Genomic DNA, 19,197 nt, shown 5'->3' with positions numbered 1-19,197 from the left:
CATTTGCATTGTTCCTCTTCGGAAAGAGTGACACATGTGATTTATGTTTTTATTATTAACTTTAAATTCTTATATTATGCAAAAGTACAAAATGCCAATCAGCAGGCTACGGATGATGGTTTGTCTGATAGGAATGTTACTTCCGATGTGCATGTTCGCACAGCAAATTACAGTACAAGGTGTAGTGAAAGACCAGACCGGTGAAACGGTTATTGGCGCCAGTGTAATGGAAAAAGGAACCACAAATGGGACAATAACCGGTATTGACGGTGATTTCTCTTTGAACATGTCTTCGAACGGTACTCTTGTCGTTTCATTTGTAGGCTATAAGACTCAAGAGGTGCAGGTGAAGGGACAGAAACAGCTTCAGGTAGTTTTGTCTGAAGATGCCGAAATGCTGGATGAAGTGGTGGTGATAGGGTATGGCACCATGAAGAAAAGCGACCTTACAGGAGCAGTGTCCTCCATCGGTAACAAGGATATCAAGGATTCCCCCGTATCCAATTTGGGACAAGCCATCCAGGGAAAAATCTCAGGTGTGCAGATTGTAGATGCCGGTAAACCGGGAGACAATGTATCCATCAAGATTCGTGGTTTGGGTTCTATCAACAACTGCGACCCGCTGGTCGTGATTGACGGAGTGCCTACCGACTTGGGCTTGTCTTCCTTAAATATGGCCGATGTGGAACGTTTGGATGTATTGAAGGATGCTTCGGCCACAGCCATCTACGGTTCCCGGGGAGCTAATGGAGTTGTGATGATTACCACCAAACGCGGTACGGAAGGAAAAGGAAAACTTGCTGTATCTGCCAATTACTCTTTCCAGAATGCTACGAACGTACCTTCTTTATTGAACGCGGCGCAGTATGCCGAGTTGAGTAATGACATGATGGTGAACAGTGGACGCAATCCTAATCCGGAATGGGCCAATCCTTCTGAATTGGGTGCAGGTACCGACTGGATGGATGAATTGCTCCGTACGGGTGTGATGCAGAACTATACGGTAAGTTATTCCGGCGGTAACGAGAAATCCCATTATTATGTGTCCGGTGGTTTTCTGGATCAGTCCGGTATCGTGAAGAGTGTGAATTACCGTCGCTTCACATTCCAGTCCAACAGTGATGCGCAAGTCTTGAAATGGTTGAAGTTCTCCAATAACATTACGTTCAGTGCCGATACGAAGAAGTCGGGCAGCTATAATATAGGTGATGCGCTGAAAGCGCTCCCCATTTATCCGGTGAAGAATGAAGATGGCAGTTGGAGTGGCCCTGATGGTAACTCGGAATGGTATGGCAGCACGCGCAACCCCATTGGACCGACGGAACTGAACAAGAGTCAGACTGATGGATATAACTTCCTGGCCAACTTGACGGCAGAACTTACTTTTACCAAATGGCTTAAGTTTAAAAGTACTTTCGGCTACGATGCCAAATTCTGGTTCATAGACAACTTTACCCCCAAGTATAACTGGAAACCCACTCCCACAGAGGAGACTTCACGTTATAAGAGCGATAACAAGTCGTTCACTTATTTGTGGGACAACTATTTCCTATTCGACCATACTTTTGCAGAAAAACATCGTGTGGGATTGATGGCCGGTATGTCTGCCCAATGGAACACCAATGACTACCTGAATGCGCAGAAGAATGTGTTTATGTTCGACAATGTGCACGAAATGGATAATGGCGAGGAAATGTATGCCATCGGTGGAAACGAGACAGAGTGGGCATTGCTCTCTTACATGGCACGTGTCAACTACTCTTACGAAGACCGCTATTTGCTGACTGCAACCATTCGTCGTGACGGTTCCAGCCGTTTCGGTAAGAAACATCGCTGGGGTACTTTCCCTTCCGTATCTGTGGCATGGCGTGCCTCTCAGGAAAAGTGGTTTCCAAAAAACGACTATATCAATGACCTGAAAGTGCGTGCGGGATACGGTGTGACCGGTAGCCAGGCAAGTGTTGGAAACTACAGCTATCTGGCATCCTACAATACCAGTGTATATCCTTTTGGCATTTCGAGCGGCAATCAGACAGCGCTGGTTTCTTCTACTCTCGCCAACCCGTATATCCATTGGGAAGAGGTGGCACAAACCAACATCGGTTTTGATGCCTCACTGTTCAATTCACGCGTTATGTTCTCGTTCGATGCTTATCTGAAGGAGACGAGAGACATGCTGGTAAAGGCGTCTATCCCCATCACATCGGGATTTGAAGATACTACAACCACGTATACCAATGCCGGAAAAGTACGTAATCAAGGTATTGAAATGAGTCTGCATACCATCAATCTTACCGGTGAACTGGGATGGGAAACGAACCTGACCGCCACTTACAACAAGAATAAAATTAAGGATTTGAACAGCGACGTTCCTTATTACATTAACCAAATCAATAACTCCTATGTAACGATGCTGGCAAAGGACTATCCCATTAATGTCTTCTACGGCTATGTTACGGACGGAATCTTCCAGAACCAGTCCGAAGTGAATACACATGCCGTGCAGCCGGGAGCTGAGCCGGGTGATATCCGTTTCAGGGATTTGAACAACGATGGTGTCATCAATGATAGTGACCGTACCGTCATCGGTAACCCGAACCCAAGTTGGCTGTTCTCCATGAACAATAGCCTTTCCTATAAGGGTTTCGAACTTTCTGTTTTCTTACAAGGTATAGCCGGAAATAAGATATACAATGCCAACAATATCGACAATACCGGTATGGCAGCTGCCTATAACCAGACTACCGACGTACTGAAGCGTTGGCAAGGAGAGGGGACCAGCAATTCGATGCCGCGTGCCGTGTTCGGCGACCCCAATCAGAATACACGCGTGTCAGACCGCTTTGTGGAGAATGGTTCTTATCTGCGTTTGAAGAATATCACACTCTCATACACTTTCCCGAAGCAGTGGTTACAGAAAGCCCAGATTGAGAATGCACGCCTTTCCCTATCTTGTGAGAATGTGGCTACCATCACCGGATATTCCGGTTTCGACCCTGAAGTGGGTATTAACGGAATAGACCAGAACCGTTACCCCATTTCCCGTACGTTCAGCTTAGGATTAAACTTTAACTTTTAATGATTGACTCGGATATGAAAAAGATAACAAATTTACTATATATGCTGGCAGTATTGCTGCTGGCTTCCTGCAACGACTTTCTGGACAAGTCTCCTAAAAATACGGTTGACCCGGAAACGACGGTGACCGATGATGTGGCCATTGCTCTGACCAATGCCTGCTATCGCACCCTTCAGTCTTCCAATATGTACAACCAGCGTATCTGGACACTGGATATTGTGGCGGGTAACAGTTTGGTGGGTGCCGGTGGCGGTACCGACGGCCTTGAAACGATACAAGCTTCTAACTTCATAACGCAGAGCGACAATGGCATGGCATTGTACATGTGGCGTTCTCCCTGGGTGGGGATAGGACAATGCAACATTGTGTTGAATAGTCTTCTGGAGGCTGAAGCCGTGTCAGAGAGAATCAAGAACCGCTGTCTGGGAGAGGCTTATTTTCTCCGTGCACATTATTACTATGTATTGGTACGTCTGTACGGTGGTGTTCCACTGCGTTTGGCTCCTTATAATCCGGGAGAACCGACAGACATTGCACGCGCTACAGTCGAAGAGACTTATGCCCAGATAATTTCCGATTGTAAGAATGCGGTTGACCTGCTTCCTGCCAAGTCTTCTTACGACGACGAGAACGTGGGACGTGCCTGCAAAGATGCAGCTTTGGCCATGTTGGCAGATATTTATCTGACGCTGGCTCCTAATCATACGGAATATTATCAGGAGGTGTCTGATTTGTGTGATGAGATAACAAATTTGGGGTATGACCTTTCTTCCTGCAAGTATGAGGACAATTTCGATGCATTGGTCAATAACGGGCCGGAATCTTTGTTCGAGGTCCAGTATTCGGGCAATACGGAATATGATTTTTGGGGAAACAATCCGCAGTCTTCCTGGCTTTCAACTTTCATGGGTCCCCGTAATTCGGACTTTGTTGCCGGCAGTTATGGCTGGAACCAGCCTACAGAAGAATTTGTGGGTCAATATGAGAGCGGTGACAAACGTAAGGATTTGACCGTGCTTTATGCCGGATGTCCGGATTTTGACGGTAAGGCTTACAAAAGCTCTTATTCCAATACGGGATACAATGTACGCAAGTTTCTGGTGTCGAAAACGGTTTCTCCGGAATACAATACCAATCCTGCCAACTTCGTGATTTATCGTTATGCGGACGTCCTGCTGAAGAAGGCCGAAGCTTTGAATGAAATGGGACGCCCTGACCAGGCTGCCGTGCCTTTGAATATTGTACGTAAGCGTGCCGGACTGCCGGAGGTTTCGGGCTTGTCACAGGAAACCATGCGTGAAAAGATTATCCATGAGCGCCGCATGGAACTAGCTTTCGAAGGGCATCGCTGGTTCGACATGATTCGTGTCAACAATGGAGAGTATGCCATTAAATTCCTGCATTCCATTGGAAAGAGCAACGTGAACAAGAACCGCTTGCTGTTCCCTATTCCGCAGACGGAGATGGATGCTAATACCTTAATGGTGCAGAACCCGGGTTATTAATTAATTTAATCAGAAGAATATGAAGAAATATATTTCACACCTTGTATTTGCCTTACTGGGCTGTGCAGCCTTATCTGCTTGTGTAGATGATGATTACATGGAATTGGATAAAGGACAGAATGAACTTGTACTGACGGCCAGCAAGACGGAAGTTGTTTTGAATGAGCAGGCACATGCCGATGATGCCCTGGAGCTTTCCTGGACTACGGGAACCAATTATGGGACGGGTAATAAAATTTCCTATACGCTGGAATTGACCAAGACCGGCAGTGATTTTGCAGATTCTTATGTAGCTGTGGAGAATGCTGTACAAGAATACTCATGGAAAAAGAGCGTGGAGGAATTGAATGACATCCTGCGCAACCATTTTGGGGCAACTGCCGGGGAGAACATTTCGTTGGAAGCGCGCTTGACAGCTACTGTAACAGAACGGGACGAAAAACAGGTGTCTACCACTGCTTTCAGTGTTACAGCCTATAAACCGCTCACATCCACCCTTTATCTGATAGGTAGTGCCACTCCGGGCGGCTGGAGTGCCGATGATGCGACAGAGATGACCCGCAAGGACAATGGTATCTTTACATGGACGGGCCGGCTTGTGGCCGGTGAATTTAAGTTCATCACGACCTTAGGCTCATTCCTGCCCTCTTACAACAAAGGAACAGATGGATTGCTGGTTCTTCGTAGCAGTGATGACCAGCCGGATGAACCTTTTGTTGTCGAAGAAGACCATAATTACATCGTCGAAGCCAATCTGTTTACCGGTGTTCTTACATTGACCCAGACAGAGACGTTGGCACCTGCCTACGACCAGCTTTATTTTGTGGGTAACGCTACGGATTGGGGATTCGTGAAGATGAAACAAGATGTGCTCGATCCATACTTGTTCCGCTTCGGCAAGTTCTTTGAAGTGGGCAAAGGAGGGGAATTCAAGTTCGGAACCTCCGATGGAAGTTGGGAGAACATGTATAAGGCCAAGAATGCCGATGCTGCTTATACCGATACAGAAGTGGTGTTTGTGAAAGGGTTCGACCCGGACAATAAATGGGTGCTGAAAGATGGGGAATGCGGCAAGGCCTACAAGATTTGCATGGATATCCGTAGTGGTAAGGAACGCATGATGATGAGCGAATTTACTCCGTATGAGATGATTTATATGGTAGGTGATGCTACTCCGGCCGGTTGGACGATTGGTGATGCTACGCCGATGCAGACAACGGATAATCCGTATGTGTTTACTTGGAAAGGTACGCTGAATGCCGGTGAGTTGAAATTTACTTGTGATAAGCAGGAAGATTGGAATGGAGCCTGGTTCATGCCGGCTGTAGCAGACAAACAGCCTGCAGGAGAAACAGAACCGATGCTTTTCCTTGATAAATCAGACGAAGCGTTCAAAGCGCAATATCTGGACGTGATGGTAGGCGGCATCGACCAGAAGTGGAAGATTACGACAGCAGGTTCCTATCTGATTACTTTGAATCAGCTGGAAGAGACAATTTCAATCGTGAAACAATAGGTATCTACAATAGATGAAGAAGATAGTTTATACAACAATGGTAGCCTTGCTGCTGGTTGCATGCAGCAAGGAGAGTGATGATACCGGTAGCGGTACCGGTGGAGGCGGAGAGAGTGGAGGGGTTACGGAAGTAACCCCAGTCACCTCGGACTTGACGGTCAATCTCACTACCGACAAGGCATGTTACCGGCCGGGCGAGAGTGTTTCTTTTACAGCTGACGCCCTTCCTGCCGGAGCTAAAATCCGCTACCGGACAATGGACAAGGTTGTATCGGAGCAGGCTGCTGTCGGTACTACTTGGACTTGGACTGCTCCGGCAACCGATTATACCGGTTATCTGGTGGATGTATACCGTACAAAAGAGAATGGAACAGAGGTTATTCTTGGTACTATTGCCGTAGATGTATCCAGTGACTGGACACGTTTTCCACGTTATGGTTTCGTTGCCACTTTTGATGCTTCGAAAAAGGTGGATGGAGTGATAGAGAAGGAGATGGCTTTCCTGAACCGTTGCCACATTAACGGGGTACAGTTTCAGGATTGGCACAACAAGCATCATTGGCCGTTGGGCGGTACGCGTGAGCATCTGGACGAGGTCTATAAGGACATTGCCAACCGGGAGGTCTATACCGAGGTAGTGAAGAAGTATATCTCTACACAACACAGCCTGGGCATGAAGTCCATGTTCTACAATCTATGTTTCGGAGCTTTGGACGATGCCGTTTCCGACGGGGTAAAGGAAGAATGGTACATATTCAAGAACACGGGACGCATGGATAAGGATTCGCATGACTTGCCCTCCAGTTGGAAAAGTAATATCTTCCTGCTCAATCCCGCCAATACGGAATGGCAGGCATATATTGCCCAGAGAAACGATGATGTTTATGCCAATCTGGACTTTGACGGTTATCAGATAGACCAACTGGGAAACCGGGGTGACCGCTATGACTATGATGGCAATAAGGTAAATCTGCCTAAGGGATATGCCTCGTTCATCGAAGCCATGAAACAGAAGCATCCGGACAAGCGTTTGGTGATGAATGCCGTCTCCAGCTATGGAGCTTCCCAGATAGCTGGTACGGGTAAAGTGGATTTCCTTTATAATGAAGTATGGGGCGATGAGGCAGGCTTCAAGGATCTGCACACCATTATCAAAGCGAACGACCAGTATGGCAACCATGCCTTGAAAACGGTGTTTGCCGCATATATGAACTATGACAAGGCAGGTAGCAGTACCGGTGAGTTCAATACACCGGGTGTGCTGCTGACGGATGCTGTGATATTTGCTTTGGGAGGCTCTCATTTGGAATTGGGTGACCACATGCTATGCCGCGAGTACTTTCCAAGCACGGCTTTGCAGATGAACGATGTACTGAAAACAGCCATGATTCGTTATTATGACTTTATGACGGCTTATCAGAACCTGCTTCGTGATAAAGATACGGAGGCGGAGATTTCCGTTTCTCTGAACTGTACGGATGCTGCGCGGAATCTTTCTCTGAATGCATGGCCGCCGCAGAAGTCTGCCATCACTGTATATGCCAAGAATGTAAATGGCAGGCAAGTCATTCATCTGCTCAACTTCCTCAATGCGGATAACTTAAGCTGGAGGGATTTGAACGGAACAATGCCCGAACCGCGTCTGGTGTCCGACGTGCCGTTGAAGATGAATGTTTCCGGTAAAGTGAACAAGATATGGGTTGCATCGCCCGATTTCCATGCCGGTGCTTCGCAGGAACTGTCATTCGAACAGAAGGACGGCACGGTTACCTTTATCTTGCCCTTGCTGAAGTACTGGAGCATGCTTGTGATGGAATAAGAGTATCCAATAAAGGAACAAACAGATTATAGTAATGAAGAAATATATATTTTTATTTTTTGCCGTCTGTGCATTTTCAGTATATGCGAATGCACAGAACCGCACCGGAGACTGCACTTCCTATACCAGTGACGACCGGAGTGTGACCTTCTATTTAAATGACAGTTCTGCCATACAATTACGTCTGTGTAGCCAGTCTACGGTACGTATATGGTTTTCTCCCGACGGTAGTTTCCAGCGGAATAATCCTTCCTTTGCCGTCGTCAATGAGGACCTGGAGGATGTCGGTACCGTCCATGTGGACGAACAGAATGCCTGCTACGAGATTTTTACCCCTAAACTCCGTATCCGGGTAAACAAGTCTCCGTTTAACTTACAGATATTCGACAAGTATCAGAAACTGCTGTTCAGTGATTATGCCGATAAGGGGCATATCAGTAACGGGCAGCGCAAATTGGAATACAAGACCCTCCGTCGTGACGAACACTTCTTCGGCTTGGGAGAAAAGACCGGCAAGCTGGACCGTCGCGGCGAAGCCTACAAGATGTGGAACAGTGACAAGCCTTGTTATAGTACCGTTGAGGACCCGCTCTACAAGAGTATTCCGTTCTTTATGAGCAGTTATCGTTATGGTATTTTCCTGGACAATACGTATAAGACCGAATTTAAGTTTGGTACGGAAAGCCGCGATTACTACAGTTTCGAGGCTCCTGGGGGAGAGATGATTTATTATTTTATCTTCGGGAAGGATTATAAGGAAATCATGAAACAATATGTCGACCTGACGGGAAAACCCATAATGCCTCCTAAATGGGCATTGGGCTTTGCACAATGCCGGGGACTGCTGACGAGCGAGAAATTGTCTTATGAAATAGCTGAAGGCTATCGTAAGCGCGGAATTCCTTGTGATGTTATTTACCAGGACATAGGCTGGACACAGTATTTGCAGGATTTTGAGTGGCGGAAAGGGAACTACGAGAATCCGAAAAAGATGCTTGCAGACCTCAAGGATATGGGCTTCAAGGTGGTGGTTTCGCAAGATCCGGTCATTTCACAAGCCAATAAGCGGCAATGGGAGGAAGCCGATAGGTTAGGGTATCTGGTAAAGGACTCCACCAACGGCAGGAGTTATGACATGCCCTGGCCCTGGGGCGGTAATTGTGGCGTAGTGGACTTCACCCTTCCTGCTGTGGCAGACTGGTGGGGAGCTTATCAGCAGAAGCCCATTGATGATGGCATTGCCGGTTTCTGGACTGATATGGGTGAACCTGCCTGGAGCAATGAGGAGCAGACGGAACGCCTGGTGATGAAACACCATTTGGGCATGCATGATGAGATTCACAATGTTTATGGTCTTACGTGGGATAAGGTGGTGAAGGAGCAGTTTGAAAAACGGAATCCTAACCGTCGCGTATTTCAGATGACACGTGCCGCTTTTGCGGGCTTGCAACGCTATACTTTCGGCTGGACCGGTGACTGTGGAAACGGTGATGACGTGACGCAGGGTTGGGGACAGATGGCCAATCAGATTCCGGTACTGTTGTCTGCCGGTTTGGGAATTATTCCTTTTACTACTTGTGACATTACCGGTTATTGCGGAGATATAGAGGATTATCCTGCGATGGCTGAACTTTATACGCGGTGGATACAGATGGGCGCTTTCAATCCCCTGAGCCGCATTCATCATGAGGGCAACGTGGCTGTGGAGCCGTGGCTGTTCGGCGAAGAGGCCGAGAAGAATGCCAAGGCAGCCATCGAATTGAAGTATCGTCTTTTGCCTTATATCTATACGTATGCCCGCGAAGCACACGAAACGGGGTTGCCTCTCATGCGACCGATGTTTCTGGAATATCCGGCAGATATGGAAACGTTCTCTACGGATGCCCAGTTCATGTTTGGCAGCGAACTGCTGGTTGCTCCGGTGGTAAAGAAAGGAGCGCGAAACAAGAATGTGTATCTTCCTGAAGGAACTTGGATTGACTACAACAACAAACACACAGCATATAGCGGTGAGCAATGGATGACGGTGGATGCTCCCCTCAATACTATTCCTATGTTTGTAAAGCAGGGAAGTATCATACCTCAAATGCCGGTCATGAACTATACGGATGAGAAACCGGTCTATCCGGTTACGTTTGAGATATTTCCTGCTGCAGCGGGCAGTGAAACTACCTTCTCGCTTTATGAAGATGCAGGAACTGATTTAGGATATTTGCGTGGAGAGTTCATGCGCACTCCTATTACTTGCCAGACTACCGACACAGGCTATACGCTGAAAGTAGGTACACGGACCGGTGAGAAATATAGCTTACCCGGCCAACGAAACCTGATGTTCTGCATCTATACGGAACAGATGCCGAAAACAGCTTTGCTGGACGGTCAGAAAATCAAGAAAACGAATGTCGGAAAGCTGGAAGAAAATCGGGAGACAGAGTTTACGATAACTGCCTGGTGTCCCGACAAGAAGCAGGGGACCTGCCTGCTGAGGTTGCCGGATGATGGAAAGGAACATATCATTGAGTTTGTCTATTAACACAAAAAACATATCATTATTATGAAGAAATTTGTACTTAGCGCAGCTTTGCTTTTTTCTGCCCTGGCGGGGAATGCTGAAGGCATTTCATCCCCTTCGGGCATGGTGAAGCTGGATTTTGAACTGACAAAAGACGGGAGACTAGCCTATCAGGTGGATTATAAAGGGACTCCCGTCATCAATCCCAGTACGTTGGGATTGGAACTGAAAGGAGCTACCAGCCTGATGGATGGTTTCAAAGTAGTAAAGACTTCTACTTCCACTTTCGATGAAACCTGGCAACCGGTGTGGGGGGAAACAAAAGATATCCGCAACCACTACAACGAATTGCTGGTAGAACTTGAACAACCGTCTACCACTCGTTTTATGAATATCCGTTTTCGGGTATATGATGACGGCGTGGGATTCCGTTATGAGTTTCCGCAACAGAAGAATCTGGTTTATTTTGTGATAAAGGAAGAGCATTCCCGGTTTGCCATGACCGGCGACCATACTGCCTGGTGGATTCCGGGAGATTATGATACCCAGGAATATGATTACACGGAGTCCAAACTCTCTGAAATCCGTGGACTGCTGCAGGGAGCTGTGAGTGACAATGCGTCACAAACTGTCTTTTCGCCGACAGGTGTCCAGACTTCCATACAGCTTAAAACAGCTGATGGAGTGTACCTTAACCTGCACGAGGCAGCCTTGGTGGACTACTCTTGCATGCATCTCAACCTGGATGACAAGAACCTCGTTTTTGAATCCTGGCTGACTCCGGATGCTCAAGGAAATAAAGGGTATATGCAGTCTCCCTGCCATACTCCCTGGCGTACGGTCATAGTCAGTGATGATGCCCGCGAGATACTGGCCTCCAATTTGATTCTCAATCTGAATGAGCCTTGTAAGTATGATGATACCTCCTGGATTAAGCCGGTGAAATATGTCGGCGTATGGTGGGAAATGATTGCAGGGGGAAAGCCCTGGGCATATACTTTTGACCTCCCTTCTGTGAAACTGGATGATACGGACTATTCCAAGGTGAAACCGAACGGCATTCATCCGGCCAACACGGCTAATGTGAAGAAGTACATAGACTTTGCTGCCGAACACGGTTTTGACCAGGTATTGGTGGAGGGTTGGAATACGGGTTGGGAAGACTGGTTCGGTAATTCCAAGGATTATGTTTTCGATTTCGTGACTCCTTATCCCGATTTTGACATCAAGTATCTGAATGAATATGCTCATTCCAAGGGTGTCCGTCTGATGATGCACCATGAAACATCGGCTTCCGTCCGTAACTATGAGCGGCACATGGAAGCTGCCTACCGTCTGATGAATAAATATGGATATAATTCGGTAAAGAGTGGCTACGTAGGCAATATGATTCCCCGTGGCGAGCATCACTATGGACAATGGATGAACAACCATTACCTATACGCCGTGACCGAAGCTGCCAAACACAAGATAATGGTCAATGCCCATGAAGCGGTACGTCCGACTGGTTTATGCCGTACCTATCCCAATCTGATAGGCAATGAATCTGCCCGAGGCACGGAGTACGAGGCTTTTGCCGGTAACAAGCCCTTCCACACAACGGTACTTCCGTTTACCCGTTTGCAGGGTGGTCCGATGGACTATACGCCCGGTATCTTTGAAATGGACATCAATAAGTTGAATCCGAACAGCCATACGCATGCCAATACTACCTTGGCGCGTCAGCTGGCACTTTATGTCACTATGTACAGCCCTCTACAAATGGCTGCCGACCTTCCTGAGAATTATGAGCGTTTCATGGATGCTTTCCAGTTCATCAAAGATGTGGCTGTGGATTGGGACGACAGCCGCTATCTGGAAGCTGAGCCGGGACGTTACATCACTGTTGCCCGTAAGGCAAAAGGTACGAATGACTGGTTTATCGGTTGCACCAGCAGTGAGCACGGACATGCTTCAACTCTGAAACTGGACTTCCTGGATGCAGACAAGCAGTATATTGCAACCGTCTATGCCGATGCAAAAGATGCCGATTATAAGACAAATCCGCAAGCTTATGTTATCCGTGAAGGTATCGTTTCTCCCAAAACGGTCTTGAAACTGAAAGCTGCTTCCGGTGGCGGCTATGCCATCAGCATCATGGAGGTGAAAGATAAATCTGTATTGAAGGGACTGAAGAGGCTTTCCGGGAATATCTGATTTACGGGCATAAAAAAAGGAGTACCGCTGTACTCCAACCTTTGTTAACCTTAAATCTAATACTATGAAAAACACATTGCAAAGATACGGACTTTTGATAAATCTGCAAATTATCCAACTAAAAAAGTATGTTTTATAACACTTATTAGCCGTTTATTCCTTTGCTTCTATTTTTGTTAACAAAAAGGATGCGAATGTGTCAAAAGCACATGAAGACTTTTATAATGTTATAATATTAGGCGCGGATTACGCGGAATAATGCGGATTCAATAAACTAAATCCGTGAAATCTGCGTCATCCGCGCCTAAAATAAAGCGTTAAAGAAGGTTTTGACACATTCCCCTTACCCTTTTACTTCCTGATACATAAATCTTTTAATGCTCTTCTTTGCCGTTTTCTCGAACTCCTCGAAGTGTATCTTGACTTTTGTAATCTGGCTGTAGGCCGGTAATTGCAGATTCAATTCATTCCGATTGTCCTCCATAACCTTTTCGATGTCCGATTGTTCCATACCATGGGCGAATGCATCGTCAAAATCCGGATAGATAAGAGCCACGAGCTTGTCTTTCTGCAATACGATCAGTGATTCGGACACATAGGGCATGTTGTTCAGTTTGCTTTCAATCTCCTCGGGGTAGATGTTCTGACCACTGGCTGTGAGCAACATGTTTTTGCTGCGTCCGCGGACAGTGACATATCCTTCGGTATCCATCGTTGCAAGGTCGCCGGTGTGCAGCCAGCCGTTTACATCGATGATTTGGGAAGTCGCTTCGGCATTTTTGTAATAGCCCAGCATCAGATTGGCACCTTTACAGATTATTTCTCCTGCCACGTTCTGAGGGTCGGGAGAGTCTATCTTTACTTCCATGCGGGTGGTTGCCTTGCCACAAGAGGCCAGTTTCAATGTTTCCCAGCGGCTGGAACAAATGATGGGGCCGCATTCCGTCATTCCGTATGCAATGGTATAGGGGAAGCCTATCTGCTTCAGGAAGCGTTCCACTTCGGCATTGAACGGTGCTCCTCCGATGATTATTTCATCGAAATTACTGCCGAATACTTCCATTGCCTTTTTGCGCATGTCAGCCTTGATTTTATCGTTGACAATGGGCATCCGCAATAGCAGCTTGCCTATTTTATTGTCTATCCGGGGCAGGATATCCTTCTTGATAATCTTTTCTACGATAAGCGGTACACACGAAATGACCCGTGGCCTGATTTCGGAGAATGACTGTGCAATAATCTTGGGAGACGGCATACGGGTAAGGAAATACAGATGGGCGCCTGCGGAAAAACCGTATAGAAAATCGTACACCATACCAAATACATGTCCCAGAGGCAGCATGGATACAATATGGTCGCCCGGACGTACGGGGAGCATCTCATGGCAATATGCAACATTGGACCAAAGGCTGCGATAGGGGAGCATGACCCCTTTGGAATATCCCGTGGTGCCCGAAGTATAGTTTATGACAGCCAGTTCTTCGGGTGATTCCTCCTTGCGGTAGCTGATATGCTCGGGACGGAAATTCTTGGGGAAACGTGTGCCATAGAGGACGTTGCGATGCTCGAAAGCCTCCATCAGCTGCTCGTTGCGGCAAACTACCGGAGTGAAGTCCGTCAGCAGTACGATACCCATCAGCAGGGGCATTGCCTCTTCATTGAGGTTTTCCCATGCCCGGTCGCCGACAAACAGCAGCTTGGCTTCGGAATGGTTGACGATGTTGTGGATATTGTCGGCTTTGAACTCATGCAGAATGGGAACGATGACAGCTCCATAGGTAACCGTCGCCAGAAAAGCGACTGCCCAGTGTGCACTGTTACGTCCGCAAACGGCAATCTTGTCACCGGGCCTGATGCCGGCGCTTTCCAATACGATATGGAATTTGGCTATTTTCCGTGCTACATCTTTGTATTGCAGTGTAATTCCTTTGTAGTCTGTCAGGGCGTTGCGATCCCAGTTTTTAATAATGCTTTGTTCTATATAATCGATGAACCCTTGTTCTTGTTCCATTCAGCTGTTGCACACTTTAGTTAAAACTGCGCAAAGATAGGTCTTATAGTGATGCAAAGCAAATAGTTTCCACTTTTTTCTTGCCCTGGAACGGATAGAAACTTATCTGTAATTCTTATTCCTTGCTATTTTCCGAAATAAGAAGCAGCTTGTCACCGGCATGAAGTTTTAATGTCCCGTTCGGAATGAGGTACTCATCGCCACGTTTTACAATCATCACCAGTGTGCCTTTGGGCAGGTTCATGTCTTTCAGGGTGTCTGCCTGCTCCAGCATTTCTTGTGTAATGGTCATGTCGTGCAGGTTGGAGTCAATCTCTTCGGGCAGCTCAACTCCGAAATCATTTCCGGTCTTTTCCAGCGGGGTGGAGAGGCCAAGCAGCCGGGCTACCCAGGAGACTGTGGTACCCTGGATGACCAGTGAGACGATGGTTATGAAAAATACGATGTTGAAGATGACATGGGCACCGGGCACATTAGCCACCACGGGATAGGTGGCAAAGATAATGGGTACTGCGCCACGTAATCCTACCCACGATACGAATAGCCGTGACTTGAGGGTGATTCTCTTGCCAAAAGGCAGCAGGCAGAGAAAAACGCTGAGAGGACGTCCCACGACAATCATGAATACGCCGATGAGCAATGCCACGACTGCAACTTCCAGCATCTCATGGGGGTTGACAAGCAGACCGAGGCAGAGGAACATGATGATTTGGAAAAGCCAGGTCAGTCCATCCATAAAAGTATAAATCTCTTTCCGGTGCATGATTTTGTTATTGCCTACCATCATTCCGGCGATATACACGGCCAGGTAACCGTTACCTTTCAGCAGGTCGGTGATGGAGAAGGTGAAGAATACAAAGGACAGCAACAGGATAGGATAGAGTGCCTGGTTGTCTATATTCAGCCGGTTCAGCATAAGGATGGCCAGCTTTCCGAGGAAATAACCGGTTGCGGCACCGACAATGAACTGTATGGCAAAAGAGCCCAATATCTGGGGAACTCCCATTCCGGAGGACTGGATGAATTGAATCAGCACGATTGTCAGCATATATGCCATCGGGTCGTTACTACCGCTTTCCAGTTCCAGCATGGGGCGCAGATTATGCTTCAGGTTCATTTTTTGTGAACGCAGAATGGCGAATACAGAGGCTGAGTCGGTAGATGACATGGTGGATGCAAGCAAAAGGGAGGTTATCAACGGCAGGTGGATGTTGGTCCAGCTCATGCCGGACAGCCACCAGATAAATAATCCGGTAAAGAGGGCCGTGAGCAGCACTCCTGCAGTTGACAAAACAATGCCGGGAGTCAATATGGGCTTTATCTCCGTAAACTTGGTGTCCATGCCACCGGAGAACAGAATGATGCTGAGTGCAACCATGCCGATGAACTGTGCTTCCTTGGCGTTGTGGAACTGCAATCCCAATCCGTCACTGCCGAACAGCATACCGACGACAAGGAAAAGCAATAACGCAGGCACTCCGAAACGGTAGCCGGTCTTGCCGACAATGATGCTGACGAAAAGTAATATGGAACCTATAAGTAGTATGTTTCCTGCTGTAAATATCATAAATTCTATGCTATATAGTTTGAAATGTGATGTTTCTTATGTCTAATAGTACAAAGATATGCATTGTGTTTAACAAATACAAATCTAAAATAGTTCAATTGAACTTTAAAATAAAGGTGGTTTCTTTACTGGGCAATAAGGATAAATTTCCACCGGAAAGCCTCATTATTTGCCGGGAAATACTCAATCCAATACCGCTTCCACCCTCTTTGGTCGTAAAGAAGGGGATAAATATGTGTTCGGCAATGTCATTGGGAATGGCAGGTCCGTTGTTGGAAATTTCTATCAGTATGGCTTCCGCTTCGTTGCAGTAGGCACGTATGTTGATATGTCCTTCTTTATCTGTATTTTTATCCGATTCGATGGCTTGTATGGCATTTTTCAGTAGGTTGATGACCACTTGTGATACCAGGTTCTCATCGGCATATAGAATAAGGTCGCTTGGCGCGATGTCCGTATGAAAGGTGACCCGGACATCGGGGTGCTGGTGACGGGCGAGTTCGACCATCCGCTCGATAAAGCTTTTTACGTAGAACAAGGATGGTTCGGGGGTGGGAATACGGGTGAATTTCCGGTATGATTCCACAAAAGAGAGCAGGCCCTTGCCTGTACTGCTGATAGTCTGCAGGCCGTTTCTGATTTCTTCTTTGGAGGCTTGTGCCTCGGTCAGTCCCAGCAGTGTATCGCTCAGGGAGGTTATGGGAGTGACGGCGTTCATTATTTCGTGCGTCAGTACGCGGGTAAGCCTAATCCAGGAATCTATTTCCTTTTCATCCAGCTCGTTGTTGATGTCGTTCAAGGCGAGGATGCGCAGATGTTCTTTACGGACTGTGATGTCGCTGACGCGGACAGACATGTTGACAGTGCCTCGCTCGTTGTTGAAAGGCATTTGCAATTTGTCTCCCGGGCGGCAATTGGCAAGAAGGGACGAAAGACGCGGATCCACGCGGTTCAGCTGGCTGACGTGGGTAAAGACATTGAGGCCCAGCAAACGGAGGGCTTCGCTGTTTTTCTGATATACGGCACCATTGTCGTTCAGGACAAGGATACCGGTATTCACGCAGTCCAGGATGAGTTCGTAGTATTTTTCTTGCTGGGCTGTTTCACTTTTCACATTATAAAGTATATGGGCAACCCGGTTCAATGCACGGTTCACGAGTCGTGCGTCGGCAGTGTTTTCCGTTTCGGAGAAGTGGATGGCATTGTCGTTGTTTTCGATGGCGTCGAGCATGAAAAGCACTTTCCGCACATGATGGCGGTATAGCTTCTGCTGCCAGTACAGGGCTATGGGAAGCAGCGCGGTGCAGAACACGCCCCAAAATACGTCTACAGTCCACATCACCCCTGCAAGGAGTGCTACTGCCAGACTGACGGCAACGCGGAATGAATAATTAAAGGCCATACTTCTTCATTTTGTTGTACAACGTCTGGCGGGTGATACCCAGCTGTGCGGCGACGGCAGAGAGATTTCCGCTGCATTTGTCGAGCGTCTTCCGTATCATCTGCATTTCCATTTCTTCGAGCGTGGATGCGGCTGCTTCGGGAGTGCCGGTTCGCCGTGCCAGCTGGAACAGTTCTGCTGGAAGGGTTTCGTTGTCACAGATGATAATGGCTTTTTCGATGGCATGTTCCAGTTCGCGGATATTGCCGTACCAGGGGTGGAGCGTAAGTTTCTCGCGGGCGCCGTCCGTCAGGCGGACGGGGGGCTTGTCATATTGCTTGCAGAAGCGGGCGATGAAAAGTTCTGCAAGGGGGATGATGTCTTCGGGCCGCTCGCGCAACGAGGGTATCTCAAGATGTATCGTGTTGATGCGGTATAGCAGGTCCTCGCGGAATTCGCCTTTTGCCACCATCTCGGGCAGATTGCGGTTTGTAGCGCAAATCAGCCGTATGTCTACGGGAATGGGAGTGTTGCTGCCTACACGGACAATGCTGCGTCGTTGGATGGCGGTCAGCAGTTTGGCTTGCAGATGGTAGGGGAGATTGCCTATTTCATCGAGAAAGAGGGTGCTGCGGCTGGCTGCTTCGAACTTGCCGGCACGGTCGGCATGGGCATCGGTGAAAGAGCCTTTCATGTGGCCGAACAGTTCGCTCTCGAAAAGGCTTTCGGTGACTGCACCCATATCCACACTTACCATCTCCTGCCGGTTGCGCGGTGAAAGGGAGTGAATTTCGCGTGCCAGCATCTCTTTACCGGTACCGTTCTCGCCCGTAATAAGGATATTGGCATCGGTAGAGGCCACTTTTTCCACCAAAAGGCGGAGCTGCTGCATGGTGGGGCTGTTTCCCCAATACATGTTGCGGGTATCTGCAAACAGGTGGCTGCTTTCTGCCGTACGTCCGGCATTTGGGCCGTTGGCCGGAGATTTTGTTTCAGAAGCTGATACGGCATTCAGTAAGGTTTCCACCAGTTTCTGGTTGTTCCAGGGTTTCACGACGAAGTCTGTGGCTCCTTCCTTGATTCCCCGTACGGCAAGGTCAATGTCGGCATAGGCGGTAAACAGCACTACGGGCAGGGTGGGACATTGCTTCTTTATTTCATGGAGCCAGTATAGTCCCTCGTTGCCGGTGTTGATGCCCGAGGTGAAGTTCATGTCAAGAAGAACCACTTGCCATGACCTTTCTCGCAATACGCTGGGCAGGGTTACGGGAGAGGGAAGTGTGATTATCTCTTCAAAATATGGCTTTAACAAAAGCTGCAAGGCGGTAAGTACGCCTCGGTTATCATCGACAATCAGGATGTTTCCGTTTTTTTTGGCCATAAACTATTTCTGTTTTCTGCAGGCAAAGTTAATGATTTATCTGTATTATATGCTTTATTCTATATTTTTGCTTACTAAGAATTAATCGTCCGACAGCTGTTGAATTATCGTCCAACAGTTATCGGACGATAATTCAACAGCTGTCGGACGATAATATAACGATTGTGGGACGAATAGATTTAAGTAAGATAGAAATTAGTTTGTAGCAACTTCAGTAAGAGCTCATGGCG

The 19,197-nt window shown here is 47.6% G+C and carries 10 protein-coding genes; 6 read left to right on the top strand and 4 right to left on the bottom strand.

The window, feature by feature from the left end; genetic code table 11:
• Positions 1–76 precede the first annotated feature (76 nt).
• Genes DW800_RS05890 through DW800_RS05865 form a run of 6 tightly spaced genes read left to right on the top strand, consistent with a single transcriptional unit; the run spans position 77 to position 12,627 of the window.
• Positions 77–3,079: a SusC/RagA family TonB-linked outer membrane protein gene (locus DW800_RS05890; RefSeq protein WP_009038352.1), complete on the top strand. Its 3,003-nt coding sequence runs from the start codon at positions 77–79 to the stop codon at positions 3,077–3,079.
• Between the two features lie 14 nt (positions 3,080–3,093).
• Positions 3,094–4,584 (top strand): RagB/SusD family nutrient uptake outer membrane protein, encoded by a 1,491-nt coding sequence (locus tag DW800_RS05885; RefSeq protein WP_165853107.1) that lies wholly within the window; start codon positions 3,094–3,096, stop codon positions 4,582–4,584.
• A 19-nt stretch (positions 4,585–4,603) separates the two neighbouring features.
• Entirely contained in the window at positions 4,604–6,100 is a 1,497-nt protein-coding gene (locus tag DW800_RS05880) for a SusF/SusE family outer membrane protein (RefSeq protein WP_005827666.1), read from the top strand.
• A gap of 13 nt (positions 6,101–6,113) precedes the next feature.
• A complete protein-coding gene (locus DW800_RS05875; RefSeq protein ID WP_117703287.1) occupies positions 6,114–7,919 on the top strand; it encodes a glycoside hydrolase family 66 protein in 1,806 nt (601 codons plus the stop codon).
• A 34-nt stretch (positions 7,920–7,953) separates the two neighbouring features.
• Positions 7,954–10,452 (top strand): glycoside hydrolase family 31 protein, encoded by a 2,499-nt coding sequence (locus DW800_RS05870; RefSeq protein ID WP_117600886.1) that lies wholly within the window; start codon positions 7,954–7,956, stop codon positions 10,450–10,452.
• A 21-nt stretch (positions 10,453–10,473) separates the two neighbouring features.
• Positions 10,474–12,627, top strand: coding sequence for a glycoside hydrolase family 97 protein (locus DW800_RS05865; protein WP_005827672.1), 2,154 nt, complete (start codon positions 10,474–10,476; stop codon positions 12,625–12,627).
• Positions 12,628–12,970: 343 nt separating this feature from the next.
• On the opposite strand, the gene DW800_RS05860 is transcribed toward DW800_RS05865, so the two are convergent.
• The 4 genes from DW800_RS05860 to DW800_RS05845 all read right to left on the bottom strand — a co-directional run bounded on the left by DW800_RS05860 (position 12,971) and on the right by DW800_RS05845 (position 18,967).
• Positions 12,971–14,638 (bottom strand): long-chain fatty acid--CoA ligase, encoded by a 1,668-nt coding sequence (locus DW800_RS05860; protein WP_005827674.1) that lies wholly within the window; start codon positions 14,636–14,638, stop codon positions 12,971–12,973.
• A 115-nt stretch (positions 14,639–14,753) separates the two neighbouring features.
• Entirely contained in the window at positions 14,754–16,205 is a 1,452-nt protein-coding gene (locus DW800_RS05855; protein ID WP_005827676.1) for a potassium/proton antiporter, read from the bottom strand.
• A 94-nt stretch (positions 16,206–16,299) separates the two neighbouring features.
• Positions 16,300–17,607 (bottom strand): sensor histidine kinase, encoded by a 1,308-nt coding sequence (locus tag DW800_RS05850; RefSeq protein ID WP_119957895.1) that lies wholly within the window; start codon positions 17,605–17,607, stop codon positions 16,300–16,302.
• Positions 17,597–18,967 carry a sigma-54-dependent transcriptional regulator gene (locus DW800_RS05845; protein WP_119957894.1) on the bottom strand — a complete coding sequence of 457 codons (1,371 nt, stop codon included), beginning with the start codon at positions 18,965–18,967 and terminating at the stop codon, positions 17,597–17,599. The genes DW800_RS05850 and DW800_RS05845 overlap by 11 nt, the downstream gene beginning before the upstream one ends.
• Positions 18,968–19,197: the final 230 nt, after the last annotated feature.

Source organism: Bacteroides sp. AM32-11AC, from assembly GCF_003603515.1.
Taxonomy (GTDB): domain Bacteria; phylum Bacteroidota; class Bacteroidia; order Bacteroidales; family Bacteroidaceae; genus Bacteroides; species Bacteroides uniformis.
The sequence above is the reverse complement of the archived record's forward strand: the minus strand, read 5'-3'. Positions and strand labels throughout refer to the sequence as shown.